The sequence below is a fragment of the Desulfosporosinus fructosivorans genome (assembly GCF_004766045.1).
Taxonomy (GTDB): domain Bacteria; phylum Bacillota; class Desulfitobacteriia; order Desulfitobacteriales; family Desulfitobacteriaceae; genus Desulfosporosinus; species Desulfosporosinus fructosivorans.
Map to the genome: position 1 here is coordinate 608118 of NZ_SPQQ01000001.1, position 14442 is coordinate 622559.

The following is a 14442-nucleotide window of genomic DNA, read 5'->3' on the forward strand; positions in this document are numbered from 1 at the left end:
ACATACAGGATCCGTTCAGACTATTTCCGGGATGATATTATTCTTTTACATCATTCGAAGTTGATAGCTTAATTCACTCAATGTTCTCGCATGTTTACAGCAAGTAGCACCTTGCATAAACACTAATGTAGTTACAAAGGGAGAATGAAAAGATGAAAAAATTTAATATATCTGAAGTAATAGATTCCCTCGGTGTAAACCGGTTTACTTGGCATATATTTTTCCTCATCGGCTTAGCTATGGTGTTTGATGGCTTTGATTACATGATCGTTTCCTACACCATGCCGCAAATAGCTATTGAATGGGGTTTAACCGCAGTTCAAAAAGGTAGTCTGTCCTCTTGGAGCCTCATAGGTTTGATCTTTGGCGGCGCAATTGCTGGCATCGTCTCTGATAAAATTGGTAGAAGGAAAACTCTGATTTACTCTATTGCCGCGTATTCCATACTAACCGTACCTATCTTCTTTGTACACAGCTTCGAGGCATTTGCGTTTTTCCGTATATTAACCGGAGTGGGCCTGGGTGCTTGCATCCCTGTTGTCGCAACTACATTATCCGAATTTGTACCAACCAAACGACGAGCTGTTTTTATTACGTTTGGTATGGCATGGATGATCGTTGGTTGGGTACTGGCTGGTGTTGTGGCCACCTTTCTTGTACCAAGATTGGGGTGGAGATTTTGTTACCTGTTGGGTGGCATACCTCTACTGTATGCGGTTTTCTTATATTTTAAAATGCCAGAGTCAATCCATTGGTTAGCGAGTAAAGGACGTAAAGAGGAAGCTGTTAAAGCTCTTCAAAATGCTGAAAAAATTGCTACTGGTAGATGTACTGATTGGGACTCTGCAGGATTAATTGTTCCAACACCCCCAAAAGTAGTCGGAGTCAAGGCCCTTTTTTCCAAAGAATATAGAACAATAACTGCCGGTATTTGGATCATGTACTTTATGGGCTGCTTCATTGTTTATGGCATAAATGCGTGGTTACCTTCATTGATGTTAGAGAAAGGTCTAAAACTGTCTTCCGCATATGGCTTGGCAATTGCGCAGAACTGTGCCGCAATTATTGCCAATTGTTCAACTGGCTTCACCTCAGAAATACTGGGCCGCAAAAAAAATATTGTTATGAGCTTTATTGTCGCTGCCGTTGCCATTGTCATTATGGCATCTGTTGGCAATAATTTTGGAGCAATCTTAGCTGCGAATATCTTCCTGGGTTTTGCTGTTAATTATGCAATTACTGCTATACAGCCACTGATTGTAGAATCATACCGAACTGAATTCCGAAATACAGGAGTAGCATGGTGTCATGCATTTGGGCGAGTAGGGGGCGCAGCTGCTCCAATTGTTGCCGGAATAGTCATACAAATGAAACTTGGGTATTCAATGTCCTTTCTCTTTTATGTTATTCCGGCGATAATCGGTACAATTGCAGCTCTTATGTTTGTAAAAAGTGAAACTAAAGGAAAATCCCTGGATCAGCTTGCCGAGGAACAGATTAATTCTTCTGTTTATAATTCCTAAGCCTGAAGAAACTAGAGTCATGCATGCTTCCCTTTATCGGTAGGCATGCTTATTTTTTGTTAATTAAAAACACATGAGACTATGTCAAAATAAAAACAAAGTCATATCTCTTGATAATGAAAAATGAAATAGTGTCAAAATGAAAAAATTATCCCAAAATGAAAAACAATTTAGTTATGGTAAGACGAGGAAATAACGTAAATTAGTGATTATAGCGAGGTTTATGCCGGTTTTTAAATTGGCATGATTCTTGCTGTATAACATGATACATACAGATCTTACGATCAGACTTGATTGTTTCGCAAAGTAACAAAGTGATAGTGGTGTGAAAGGAGCTTAGGATGTGAATTATGGTAGCCGAAATACTTTTTGCTGAAGTGCAGGATAAGAATGAATTAAGTGAAATTCTCTTGGAGTATGGAATGGGTATTCCTGGAGAGATTGAAGAGCAGCTCATCGTCAAAGAAAATGAAAGAGTAGTAGCAGGGGCCAAGATTGTTGAGTATGAAGATAAACACTTTTTCTTGGAGGTGCTAGGGGTTAAGCAAGATAAACTCTGTCAAGGGATAGGTCGGCTCCTCATGAAAGAAATCGTCCAGAATCCATGGAAGTGTTGTAAAAATCCTCTATCAGAATTTGTACCGAAGGGATCTTATATCATTATGACCGTGGCTAGAGGATATGCAGTAAATTTCTACAAAGCTATAGGGTTTAAGTCTTGCAATTTCCTTAGGTTACCAAAATTATTTAGAGAACAATGTAGTGATTGTCCGGATAAAGAGGACTGCGCACCAGTTCCTATGGAATTTGTTGGAGGTATGCCTAAAGGTATTTATATCAGCCGATGAAGCGTGAGAAAATCTATCTCCACCCCGTTATGAACAAGATTGGTTCAATACCCAGTGTAGTTCTTCCTAGCGAACAATCACTGGGCTTATTCACCCGGACAAAAACTAATACTTGGTATGCTTTTTGAAATGTCTATTAGCATTGTATCTATCTTTCGTTAGTACATTCCGAATCCTAACCTAAGAATGTTTATTGAAAAATCTGTGAATGGATTAAAGAACTAGGGCTTGTCGACTAAAGCTGGAGAGGAGTAAACAATATGCAGAATGCTATCGTTGTTTTTACAAAAGCACCAAAAAGTAGGAGTAAAAGAGATATTCACCGTTAGGTAAGTCAATAGTTAGGGCTATAAGGAGAAAAATATTATGCAACTAAATTTGGAAACATCTACACAAGAAATAATTGCGGAATGTGCGGAATGCGGTTTATGTTCAAGTGCTTGCAATTTCTTAGCCCAAACGGGAGTATCACCGCTCGAGATGGCCAGTAGAGGGATAACGTTTGAGGAAGCGTACGGTTGCGCGCAGTGTGGTTTGTGTGAAGTCGTATGCCCGCTTCATCTCAATCCCATGCAGATGTTTGTTGACCGGCGAGTTGAAGCAGTAAGAAATGAAGAACTTGACCCGAACGATTTCAACTATCTTTTACCAGACGAGGAAGAAAACGTAATGAAGCTGTATCGCAGTTATTATGAAGTTGACTATAGCGATATAACCATTGATTTAGATTCTAAAACCGGCTTTTTCCCTGGTTGTACTTTGATGACTTACTCTCCAGGACTGACTAAGAGGATTTATAGTCAGATACAATTGAAATATGGGTGTCAGGGGATGCTCACGAGCTGTTGCGGTAAACCCTTGTACCAAATGGGGCTAATAGACAGAGCTGAAAAATATTCAGAAACGATTATTAATGAAGTAAAACAAAGAGGAATACAAAGGCTCGTGGTAAGTTGCCCAAGTTGCTACTATTTGCTTCGAGATTTGATAAAGGGGACAGGAGTTGAAATTCTCACGGTTTATGAGATGCTGGATTTCAAGAACGGTTCGCCAGAGAGTTTACCTCAGTGTACAGTCCATGATCCATGTCCTGACCGGGGTGAAGGAATATTTGCGCAGCAAGTCCGTGGTGCCCTCGAAACTTTTGGATATGAGTTGGTGGAGATGGCTAATAACCGGGAAAATACACTATGTTGTGGGAGCGGAGGGCAGATATCTCATTTTCGTCCTGAACTGGCCTGCAACCTAGTCGAGAGCAGATTAAATGAAGCGAGCGGTTCAGGTGCTGTAATTCTCGCTAGTAGCTGTCTCAGCTGTGTATTAAACTTTGCCCGCAAGCCGTCTCAGCTTTCGATTCGACATGCCTTGAATCTTCTTCTAGACTATGATGAAGACTACACGGAAACGAAAAATAAGGCAGCACAAATGTTTTCAGATCAGGATGAAATATTAAATTAGGAAATGACAACGACAGACCGAACAGATAAAGGAAATAGCTAAGATGGGTAAAGAACAACTGGCCAAATCATTGAAGGAAATTTTAGGTCTAAATCTACTAATTGTGGCATTAATTTAGAAGGAGTATGAACTTATGAATGTAACCTTAGAAAAAGTAGAAAACAGTGAAGCTTTCTTTGAGATTGTAATTGAAGTAGGGAAATTTGAGGAAGGCCTTGAAGAATCATATAAAAAGAATGTTAAGAATTATAACATTCCTGGTTTTCGGAATGGGAGTGCACCCCGAACAATTATTGAAGCGAAATATGGGCCAGAAGTCCTTTTTCAAGATGCCCTTGATCTTGTAGTGCCTGATGAATATTATGCTGCCATTAAGGAGTTGGAACTAAAAACTTTTGGTGAACCTGATATTGAAGTGAGATATATTAAAAAGGGAGAACCGATTAGTGTTAAGGTACGTGTGCCAGTTAAGCCTGAGTTTACCCTTGCAAAGCTTGAAGGATTGGAAATCAAAGTGCCAAAGGCTGATGAAGTGACTGAAATAGATATTGATAAGTATTTGAAAGACTTGCAGTCTCAAAATAAAATTATAATCGATAAATCGAAGGAACCTGCGGCTCTTGGAGATACAGTAACCTTTGATTATAAATCTACAATAGAAGACGATTCCTTTGATGGGCAAGAAGATTTCAAACTGATTCTTGGATCAGACGCGTTTTTTCCTGGTTTCGAGGATAAATTGGTGGGTGTAAAGAAAGGTGACAAGTTGAATGTTGAAATCACCTTCCCCAAAGAGCACGTGGCGGCTCAATTGGCCGGTAAAAATGCTCAATTCAGGGTAACTGTAAAAAATGTAGAAAACATTCAACTCAGAGAACTTAATGATCAATTTGCTCAGGAAATAGCAAACGTGAATACACTGCAAGAATTGCGTTTAGAGGCTAAGAAGAAGTTGCTTGAAATGGCTTCCCTGCGTTATTCAAATACAGAGAAACAAGCTGTCGTTAAAGCATTAACGGATATGTACGAATTTTCCGTTCCTGAATCCGTAGTAATGGAACAAGCCCAGGCGATGCTAGAACAGTTTTCAAATCAATTGAAATCCCAGGGGGGAACCATTGAAGGGTATCTGCAGATGATAAATAGTAACGTTCAGACCCTTAAAAAGCAAATATGGGAAGATGCTAAAAATGTTACGAAATCAACCTATATCTTGGATAAGATCATTCAAGAAAAGGGATTTGAGGTGAGTGACGAGGAAGAAAATAGTGGCATTGAGGCCTTCGCCACGAGTCTCGGGATGGATAAAGAAAATGCAAGAGAGAACCTTGGTCCATTATTGGGGAAAGTGTTATTTGATTTAAAAGCAGATAAGGTAGCCCAATATTTGCTGAAGCATGCGGTTATTACGATGCTTTGAGAGAGTTGATAGGTATTTGGCAAAACACTGGGCATATCTAATAATGGTTAGGAACAAACAGGGGAGAGATACCCCTGTTTGACATTTTCAGGTCTGACGAAAATAAAATGTACAGTTGCTGAGCTAGATTAGCCAAATAAAAAAGGTTTTGCTTTATCAGTTGATGTAATAGAGGGTGGCAGAAAAATCCCAATATGATAATGATAGTATCATTATAAAACCGAATTATATAAATTAAGGGCATTGTTTAGTCTCCAAAAGTCCACTAAATTGGGCTTTTTGTTATTTGGGAGTCATTTTTATTCTCTGGCATGTTTATTGCATATTAACTAGTTGCAGGGAGCCAGAGAGCTTCTAGTTTACTCACAGTGGAGGTGAGATTTTAAAACTAAGTTATTCAGACAATTATATAACTCCGAGCCCGATTACCTAAGGGAAGACTATGGTAGTGCGGCCTGGGCTTCTAGCCCACAGGGTTGTAGGAAAAATCTTGCAGCCTCCATTCATGGAAAGGAGAGCATAGAATCAACTCAGTATGCTTCTGTATTTCTATGAAAACAGAAGCATTTAATTTATATCTATCGATATGAAATTTAGCAAATCTAACAATTTCGATGAAACAATAGGGAAGGAAGTGCTTATATTGCAAACAATAAGAGTAGAAGATGCAGTTGGAACCGTTTTGTGTCACGATCTCACCAAGATCGTTCCGGGGAAAACTAAGGGACCTGCCTTTAAAAAGGGCCAGGTAATAACTGAAAAAGACATTCCAGAGCTTCTTAATATGGGAAAATCCCATATTTATGTCTGGGAAGTGAAAAAGGACCAGGTGCATGAAGATGATGCTGCCATTCGGCTCAGTCGAGCCTTAGGCGGCCAAGGCATCAGCTTTACTGAACCCAAGGAAGGAAAAGTGAGCTTGATTGCAGATTTTAATGGTATGTGTACGATCAACGAAGATTTACTGGTACAGGTAAATATGATTGAAGATATGGTGGTCGCTACCCGAAGCAATCGAAGACCGGTAATAAAAGGGGATATAATTGCGGGCATTAGAGTGGTGCCGTTGGTGATCGATGAAAATAAGCTTCAAATGGTGGAGCACTTGAGTAAGGAACAGGAGACGATCAGAGTAAAACCCTTTCATTCGCTCAAGGTGGGGATTATCACCACCGGCAGCGAGGTGTACTCTGGTCGTATAGAAGATAAATTTGGACCGGTTGTAAAGGAAAAAATAGAATCCTATGGGTGCGAAGTTTTTAAACAAATTATTGTTCCTGATGATGTGGAACAGATTTCCGCAGCGATTCACAGCTTAAAGGCAGAGGGAGCGGAGTTGATTTTGACTACTGGGGGGATGTCGGTAGACCCAGACGATGTTACGCCCCGCTCTGTTCGAGAAGCTGGAGCTGAAATTGTCACCTATGGAGCGCCCGTATTGCCGGGAGCTATGTTGATGGTGGCTTACCTGGAAGACGTTACTATCCTAGGACTACCTGGATGCGTCATGTATCACAAGACCACTATATTTGACCTAATGATTCCATTGGTTCTGGTGGGCGAGCGGATTGATAAAGCCATGGTAGCCAAGCTCGGCTTGGGAGGGCTTTGCTTGAATTGTAAGGTCTGCAGTTACCCTGTCTGTACATTCGGCACCGGCGCTTAGTAGAAATAGGAGGTATAAGGAAGGATGAAGAATAACATCCAGTTGGAAGAAGCCCAAAGCTTATTATTAAATAGGATAATACCAGTTGGAAAATGCCTTGTATCGTTGTTGGAGTCATCTGGAAGGGTTTTGAGTCAAGATATAAAAGCAAGCACTAACATTCCTCCATTCAGTAAATCAGCATTAGACGGTTATGCTTTGATCGCTAGTGACACTCGTCAAGCAGATTCTTCTGCGCCAGTTCAACTTAGGGTAATAGAGGAAACTAGGGCTGGTTTTATTGCTCAGGAAAAGGTCGTGTCCGGTACCACTATTAAAGTGATGACGGGTTCTCCCATTCCTAACGGAGCTAACACACTTATAAAACATGAGGAAGTGGTTAGAAACGGAGATTATGTATCGATTTTTCGAACTATAAAAGCCCAAGACAATGTAATAAAGGCCGGAGAAGACATTGAACAAGGTAAGGTGGTCGCCCAGAAAGGTAGTTTGATTACGCCGCCTCTGGTCGCCTTACTGGCAGGACTAGGTATCAGCCAAGTGCCAGTGTACGCTAAAGCCAAAATTGCATTTATGAGTACCGGAGATGAACTGCTGGATCCATCAGAAACACTACAACCGGGAAAAATATATAACAGTAGTCTTTATGGATTGATGGCACGATGCTGTGAGATGGGAGGTCATCCTTTAGATTTGGGGATTGTTCCTGATGAAATAGCCGCCACCACTGCTCGGATATCAAGAGGTCTGGAGGAGGCAGATATTGTAGTAAGCACTGGAGGCGTTTCGGTTGGGGACTATGATGTCATGAAGGATGCTATGGTAGGTGCAGGTGCAGAGATTATTTTTTGGAAAGTTGCGATGAAGCCTGGATCACCAATCATAGCAGCAGTTAAGGACAAAAAACTCATTATTGGTCTCTCGGGAAATCCGGCCGCGGCTATGGTGACTTTTGATATGATTTTGACCCCCCTAATAAAGAGGTTGATGGGAAAGAATAATCCGCTGCCTGATAAAATCCAGGGGGTATTTGCTGATAACTTCTTAAAAGCGAGTCCGCAAAGAAGGTTCCTGCGAGCGAAATTGGAGAGAAAAGATGGCGTTGATTGCCTGAAGCTCACAGGGGCTCAGGCTAGTGGGATATTAATGTCTATGATTGGCTGTAATGTTCTGGTAGATATCCCTGCTGGTAGCGGTCCCGTAATATTTGGACAAAGAGTTTCTGGTCATATTGTGGGAAATATTAGTGATGGTTATCATCAGGAACCTGTTGAAGTTTATGAGGAAGAACCTAAGCGTGAAGAGCTAAGTTTTAGTTAAGGGGATGACATGATGATTGACAGTCACAGCAGAAAAATAGACTATTTACGCATTTCGCTTACTGAACGGTGCAATTTGCGCTGCAGGTACTGTATGCCTGAAGAAGGTGTCGAGGATGTGGGGCATAACCGAGTATTAACGCTGGAACAAATTTTTCGTTTGGTAAGGGCAGCAACTCAAGTGGGCTTTCATAAAGTGAGATTGACCGGGGGAGAACCCCTTGTCAGGAAGAATATTGTGAAACTCATCGCAGATATTGCCGGGTTGCCTGAAATTGACAACATCTCTATTACTACCAATGGAATATTATTTGCGGATATGGCAGAAGACTTAAAAAGTGCAGGGCTAAAGCGGGTTAATTTTAGCCTTGATTCGCTAGTAAGTGAAAAAGTTAGCTATATTACCCGCGGGGGCCAATTGGCTGATGTGCAGCGTGCTATTTTCAAAGCCTTGGAACTTGAAATGCACCCCGTGAAGTTAAATGTAGTAGCAATTAGAGGGTTTAATGATGATGAAATCCTTGATATTGCCCAACTGGCATATGCCTATCCGTTGCATGTGCGTTTTATTGAGTTTATGCCTATAGGCGATTTATCGTTTTACAGTCCAGAGAAATTTATCAGCATCGACGAGATACGAGCTAAAATAGAGCAAAAATATGAATTATTAAAAGGTAAAGATATTATGGGTTCTGGGCCAGCCAAATATTATAATATTGTTGGTGGACAAGGCTCAGTAGGTTTAATAAGCCCTATCAGCCACCATTTTTGCGATAAATGTAACCGAATTCGTTTGACAGCCGACGGTAGATTAAGAAGCTGTCTTTATGATAGTAAGGAGATTGATTTAAAGTTGGCCCTGCTAAATTGCAGTAATGATGAACAGTTACTTAAATTATTTACTAAGGCCATAGAGACGAAACCAGGTAGACACCAGATGCAAGAAGGCTGGGGAACTGAAAATCGTCGTAAAATGTTCCAGATAGGGGGATGAATATGGACTTTACACACCTGAATGAAGAAGGACGCGCCCGTATGGTAGATATAACTCAGAAGAACGATACAAACAGGGTGGCTGTAGCTCAAGGGAAAATACGTATGCAGCCGGCAACCCTGCAAGCCATACAAAACGGCGTGATTAAAAAAGGCGATGTCTTGGCGGTTGCTCAGGTGGCGGGAATCATGGGTGCCAAGCATACTGCCACTCTGATCCCAATGTGTCATCCACTAAATCTAACTTCAGTTGATATAAACTTTAGTTTTAACCAAGAGAACTCGGAGGTAATCGTGAAATCCTGGGCCAAAACGACCGGGAAAACAGGTATAGAAATGGAGGCAATTACAGCAGTAAGCATTGCTTTGCTCACAATCTATGATATGTGTAAAGCCGTGGACAGATGGATGGAAATTGTTGAAATCAAGTTGTTGGAAAAGAACGGTGGAAAAAGCGGACATGTATTGAGGGGCGAAAACTCATAGGAAATCCATATAATCCCTCTAATACTTTGAGAAGGGATGTTATATTCATGGCCAAAGGCAGTATTTATTCAATATGTATTAGTCCTGAGAGAGGGCAACTGAAAAAAGAGGTAGTGGAAGCCGTTGTTACCCAATATGGGATTGAAAATGATGGGCATGCTGGAGAATGGGGACGGCAGATAACATGCCTCAACTGGGGTAGCGTTTTAAAAGCCAATATGGAGAATAATCTTCAAGTCGGGCCGGGCGAATTTGCTGAGAACATTTTAATTGAAGGACTAGACTTGTCTCACATGGTTGTTGGTGATCGCTTGAAAATGGGTGATGACGTTATTTTAGAAGTTTATCAGATCGGGAAGGAAGATCACCCTAGCGTTGTGACTCGAACTCTGGGAATAACCCTTTTACCCTATGAAGGACTTTTCTGCAAGGTAGTTCAGGGCGGAACCTTAAAAAAAGGAGATCCTGTAAAGTCCTTTTTGTTTCATAACTAAAAGGAATAAGACGCGGGATAGTAACACTAATTAGAGACGTTCTACACGGAAGAGAGCTGCATCATTATGGAACAACAATTTCTTATGTTTAAAGAGGTGGTAGAATGCCAAAATATTTCATTTTCAGCTAAGAGGCGAGGTAATTAGGAAGCTCAATATAGCTCAGTAAATGAACCTGTACTTCAAACGAAAGAAAGTTAAGCAGGTAGTAATGCGTGAATAGCCGGTCATCTATATTTCGAAATCTAGGAAAATTGAATAATAAATCTCCGAGCCAGAATGACCTAAAGAGGAAATCTATGGTCACTGGCCAGGGCTTTAAGCCCTCAGGGTGTTCCCGGAAACGGGTATGCCTTCACGTTCGAAAAGGAGTGGATTCACTTGTCAGATAACTATTTGGTAACGGCTCTATGTTATATTAGCGAAGTCATTTCATTAACACTTTTATCATTCTGTATTTCATTGGAGTTACACTTTTTTCAAAAAAACGATTATCAGAAAAGAGGTGTAACCGGAATATGGGAATAAACTTTGCAGAGGAAATGCAGATTCCAACTTTTAAAGAAAAACCTAAAGCGGAGTATTGCTATTTTATGGGCTGCAAATCACGTTTTGACGAAGCCGCTCATAGATCGGCAATTGGCTTTATGAGTATTCTGAATTATTTAGGAGTAAATTTTGCTGTTATTGAGGAAGAGTGGTGCTGTGGGGAAAAATCACGGAAGATGGGGGATGAAACTCTGTTTAAAATGCTAGCCATAAGAAACATTCGCTGCTTTGAAAATGCTGGGATTAAGAAAATTATTACAACCTGCCCAATCTGTTTGAAAATATTAAAAAATGATTATCATCGGTTGGGTGGCGATTTTGAAGTAATAGCACAGGCGGACTTTTTAGATGACCTTATACACAATGAAAAATTGCAAATGATAAAAACGAATAATTCTGATTTGGGACTCTGCCATAGCCAGGTCTTCTGTTAGAATTTAAAATAGCCTGCAGGAAGAAATCTTGTAGCTGTAGATGAGTTAGGTTCGCTCTTGCTGGAGGTATTCGTTGATTATATTAGCCTTGGCGACCAGGAAATAGCCTCAGACATGCTTAAAGACTCCAGATTTTCTCTGATTTCATTGGGCAGAGCTGTAACTGAGGCAACGAATCCTCAGCTCAAGGGGCTAATATTAAGCAACCTGTTGACAGCAGTGGAACAGCACCACCAGTTGTCAGACTTGGCTTCACAAAAAGATTGGTACAAACCTTTACTCACTCCTCAGCAGCAAGTTAGGAAATGATTTGAGTATAGCTCAAAACATTTCCTAATTGGGTTCGACAAACGACTACAACCCTAGTATACAGGTTGTAGTCGTTTGCTTTACGGTTATATAATTGATTTGAGATTAGTTTTAGAAAATAACGCCTAAAGCAATAAGAATTAAAATGGCAATTGCGATAATTCCGACTCCAATACCTGCGCCTGCATAAGGAGCAACAGGTGCGACTGGAGCAGGACAACATGCTCCACCACCGAATCCACCATAACCCATTCCGTACATTATTATTTCCTCCTTCAAACTTAGAATACGATTCCCATTGCAATCAACAGAAGAATGATTACAACAACGACAGCGATTCCAGCACCAAACCCATGGCCAGTTTCACAACAAACATCTCCATCAACAACACCCAACGCCATCTTTGTTTCCCCCTTTGTAAGTGATGATACACAATATGCAAAATGTAGTATAGGTGGAACAATGTGGAAATATATTTTAGAGGGAACTTTGGAGCCAAGGTCTGGAATACATTCTGACTAAAGCAGGGGGCGGAAAGATTGCGGGCGGATGAGTATAAATAGACAATCACGAGAGAAAACTAAAGCGTCATCAAAACAATAGGGGGTACTAGTTGAAGAGCCTATTTCAAGGAGTTCTGATTCTATGAATTTATTAACCGAAGCGCGTCCTTTAATCGTCGCCTTATTTTCCATCATCTTAGGTGCCACAGGGCAATTCTTATTTCGATTGGGAATGCTACATTATGGCAAAGTTACGGTAACGGGGATTTGGGGACAACTCGGAGCAATCATTTTTACCCCAGCGATTTTCCTTGGTTTTTCATGCTTTGGGATTAGTTCCATTCTTTGGCTTGTTGTAATTTCACGCTGGGAACTTAGCTATGCCTATCCGCTTGTTGCGCTGGGATATGTGTTAGCAATTCTTTATGGAACGCTTTTACTCCGTGAAACTCTCACTTTACCTAAAATCGTGGGGAGTGTACTGATCTTAGCAGGAATAAGCGTTTTGGGATTGTGGGGACGATCTTAAGGGAGGAAATTGAGAGAATCACTAAATTTTATAGTAGAGTTGCAACGCTTCTTTGAATAAGATATGATAATCTAAAGTAAGAATCGCTAGTGATTCTTAATGATTTGTACACCTGCAGATACAACTGAATATCGCTCAATATCTTTTTATTAGGGATAAAGAAAAGTAAAAAGGGGCGTGTGTTGGATGCAATTGAAGGACTTCGGGCGAGGCGCGCGGATTGAATTATCTAAAATGGCCAAACTACTCGGAATGAAGTTTATCGGTTATAATCCAAAGGCTCAACAGGTATCGTTGGAGGTTGGAGGTAAAGGGGTTACTTATCCGTTGGAAGAGTTTATCCGACAGTATGAAACAATATGTCCGACAGCTTGATCATAGATTTGTGTTGCGAATTACGCAGAGTTAGTCTCCCACTCCTAGACGGGGAGGCTAATTCTGGCACTGGGTTGAAAAGATCTCTCATTCAGAGGAGTGGGAGATCTTTTTGGTAGGTTTAGAGAAGAGTAGCTGGGATCTTATTCGATGGGCAAAAAAAGATGGCGAATTGTTCGCCATCTTTTTATAGAAGAATACAAGGAGGATTTATTGCTTTTGATAAAAGAAAGATGAGATCGATTTAAGGCCGAGTTGGTTCATGCCAAAGAGATGTTCTGTGCTGCCGGTAAAGAGGATTCCGCCTGGGCGTAAGGAGTCTGTGAATTTTTTGTAGAGGATTTCTTTGGCTTCATCTGTAAAGTAAATAACAACATTACGGCATGCGATAAAATCATAGCCAGATTGGAAGCGATCTGTCAGTAAATTCTGGTGCTGAAAGCTAACCTGCCGTTTAACTGAGTCTTTAATTTGATAGCCATTGTCTATTAGGGTAAAATACTTTTGTAGAACTTCGGGTGGTGTGCTCGCAAAATCATTTTGTTTATAGAGTCCATCTTTGGCTTGTTTGAGGACATTGACATCAATATCCGAACCTAAGACAGTAAACTTGGCGGTAGAAAAATAGTCCATCATTGTCATGGCTAAGGAGTAAGGCTCTTGGCCGCCTGAACAGCCTGCACTCCAGAGTTTCAATGGAGTTTTGTTCTGAAGGAGCAGGGGGAGAATTGTTTCTCTAAGTGTTTTCCATTGGGCCGCGTCTCGGAAGAATTGGGAAACATTAATGGTCAAATGTTTGAAGAAAGCGTCATATAAGGTGGGATCGGCGCTTAGGGCAGTGAGGAATGGCCCATAGCTTGAGTGTCCGTGGGAGTTCATAAAGCTTAGGATACGCCGTTGCATTTGGTTTTGCTTATAAAATTTAAGATCGAGTCCACTCTTGGGATGAAACGCCTTAACAAAGTCTTCATAGGTATTGAGCACGGATGCGTATGACAAAGGGTTAAACCTTCCTTCTGTTAAAAATATTAGTGTAGGTACTCAAAATAGAAGATATCTATGGTTCCTTAGCGAATACGTTTAAGAGCCATAGTCGCTTAAGCGAAGAGGTCGACGATCAAACCGCGAATTTCATCGATCTTGGTGAGGATTTCTAGGGGTTTGGCTTGCTGATCAAGGAGTTGCTTCCCTAGCTCATCTAAGGCGTGATCGATTTTAGCGACTCTCGCCATGATCTTTGGCCGCCCTTGCGAATCCCAAGATGACTCATCCTGCATTTTTCGGCTTTGTCCAAAGGTTGAGCGAAGAAAGGATTTAACCATATCACGGAAATCTTTAAGATCACGGAGCGAAAGAGTTTCAGATAGCTTCGTTCCCTGAGTTTTAAGGCGGTCGAGAAAGGACTGTAGTTCAATTCCTTGGATTTTTTGGGTTCGAGATAAGATTCCGCTAAACTCACCGCTTCGCTCTGGGGAGCTTTGAGAATCGAGATTGGGTGTTGGTATTTGATGTTGGGCATCGATACGTATAGACATA

16 protein-coding genes and 2 riboswitches are annotated in these 14442 nt (G+C 41.0%); of the genes, 13 read left to right on the forward strand and 3 right to left on the reverse strand.

What is annotated here, in order from left to right; all coding sequences use genetic code 11:
- Positions 1–152: 152 nt before the first annotated feature.
- The 11 genes from E4K67_RS02915 to E4K67_RS31450 all read left to right on the forward strand — a co-directional run bounded on the left by E4K67_RS02915 (position 153) and on the right by E4K67_RS31450 (position 11499).
- Complete coding sequence (locus E4K67_RS02915) at positions 153–1523, forward strand: MFS transporter (RefSeq protein WP_135544881.1); 1371 nt, start codon at positions 153–155, stop codon at positions 1521–1523.
- A 350-nt stretch (positions 1524–1873) separates the two neighbouring features.
- The gene (locus E4K67_RS02920; protein ID WP_135544882.1) at positions 1874–2371 is read left to right on the forward strand and encodes a GNAT family N-acetyltransferase; all 498 of its coding nucleotides are present in this window, start codon (positions 1874–1876) and stop codon (positions 2369–2371) included.
- Positions 2372–2737: 366 nt separating this feature from the next.
- Positions 2738–3829 carry a (Fe-S)-binding protein gene (locus E4K67_RS02925; RefSeq protein WP_135544883.1) on the forward strand — a complete coding sequence of 364 codons (1092 nt, stop codon included), beginning with the start codon at positions 2738–2740 and terminating at the stop codon, positions 3827–3829.
- Positions 3830–3962: 133 nt separating this feature from the next.
- The gene (tig, locus tag E4K67_RS02930; protein WP_135544884.1) at positions 3963–5249 is read left to right on the forward strand and encodes a trigger factor; all 1287 of its coding nucleotides are present in this window, start codon (positions 3963–3965) and stop codon (positions 5247–5249) included.
- 401 nt (positions 5250–5650) lie between these two features.
- A riboswitch (molybdenum cofactor riboswitch) is annotated at positions 5651–5781 on the forward strand.
- A gap of 111 nt (positions 5782–5892) precedes the next feature.
- The gene (locus tag E4K67_RS02935) at positions 5893–6915 is read left to right on the forward strand and encodes a molybdopterin-binding protein (RefSeq protein ID WP_135544885.1); all 1023 of its coding nucleotides are present in this window, start codon (positions 5893–5895) and stop codon (positions 6913–6915) included.
- Between the two features lie 24 nt (positions 6916–6939).
- On the forward strand, positions 6940–8235 hold the full coding sequence (locus E4K67_RS02940; protein ID WP_135544886.1) for a molybdopterin molybdotransferase MoeA: 1296 nt from the start codon (positions 6940–6942) through the stop codon (positions 8233–8235).
- A gap of 9 nt (positions 8236–8244) precedes the next feature.
- Positions 8245–9228: a GTP 3',8-cyclase MoaA gene (gene moaA / locus E4K67_RS02945; RefSeq protein ID WP_338031836.1), complete on the forward strand. Its 984-nt coding sequence runs from the start codon at positions 8245–8247 to the stop codon at positions 9226–9228.
- Entirely contained in the window at positions 9225–9713 is a 489-nt protein-coding gene (gene moaC / locus E4K67_RS02950) for a cyclic pyranopterin monophosphate synthase MoaC (protein WP_199242442.1), read from the forward strand. The genes moaA and moaC overlap by 4 nt, the downstream gene beginning before the upstream one ends.
- Before the next feature lie 47 nt (positions 9714–9760).
- Entirely contained in the window at positions 9761–10207 is a 447-nt protein-coding gene (locus E4K67_RS02955; RefSeq protein WP_135544888.1) for an MOSC domain-containing protein, read from the forward strand.
- A 255-nt stretch (positions 10208–10462) separates the two neighbouring features.
- A riboswitch (molybdenum cofactor riboswitch) is annotated at positions 10463–10595 on the forward strand.
- A gap of 130 nt (positions 10596–10725) precedes the next feature.
- Positions 10726–11190, forward strand: coding sequence for a heterodisulfide reductase-related iron-sulfur binding cluster (locus E4K67_RS02960; RefSeq protein WP_135544889.1), 465 nt, complete (start codon positions 10726–10728; stop codon positions 11188–11190).
- A gap of 57 nt (positions 11191–11247) precedes the next feature.
- A complete protein-coding gene (locus E4K67_RS31450; RefSeq protein WP_135544890.1) occupies positions 11248–11499 on the forward strand; it encodes a spore coat protein in 252 nt (83 codons plus the stop codon).
- Positions 11500–11610: 111 nt separating this feature from the next.
- Here the strand turns inward: E4K67_RS31450 and E4K67_RS30050 are convergent, their stop codons facing one another.
- Positions 11611–11760 (reverse strand): hypothetical protein, encoded by a 150-nt coding sequence (locus tag E4K67_RS30050; RefSeq protein ID WP_199242443.1) that lies wholly within the window; start codon positions 11758–11760, stop codon positions 11611–11613.
- Positions 11761–12144: 384 nt separating this feature from the next.
- Here E4K67_RS30050 and E4K67_RS02970 point away from each other — a divergent pair, with 384 nt between their 5' ends.
- Both E4K67_RS02970 and E4K67_RS02975 read left to right on the forward strand, forming a co-directional pair.
- Positions 12145–12531, forward strand: a complete 387-nt coding sequence (locus E4K67_RS02970) for an EamA family transporter (RefSeq protein WP_135544891.1) — start codon at positions 12145–12147, stop codon at positions 12529–12531.
- Positions 12532–12717: 186 nt separating this feature from the next.
- Entirely contained in the window at positions 12718–12906 is a 189-nt protein-coding gene (locus E4K67_RS02975; protein WP_135544892.1) for a hypothetical protein, read from the forward strand.
- Between the two features lie 210 nt (positions 12907–13116).
- On the opposite strand, the gene E4K67_RS02980 is transcribed toward E4K67_RS02975, so the two are convergent.
- Positions 13117–13905 (reverse strand): CheR family methyltransferase, encoded by a 789-nt coding sequence (locus E4K67_RS02980; protein WP_135544893.1) that lies wholly within the window; start codon positions 13903–13905, stop codon positions 13117–13119.
- Between the two features lie 98 nt (positions 13906–14003).
- The gene (locus tag E4K67_RS02985) at positions 14004–14441 is read right to left on the reverse strand and encodes a YaaR family protein (RefSeq protein WP_135544894.1); all 438 of its coding nucleotides are present in this window, start codon (positions 14439–14441) and stop codon (positions 14004–14006) included.
- Position 14442: the final 1 nt, after the last annotated feature.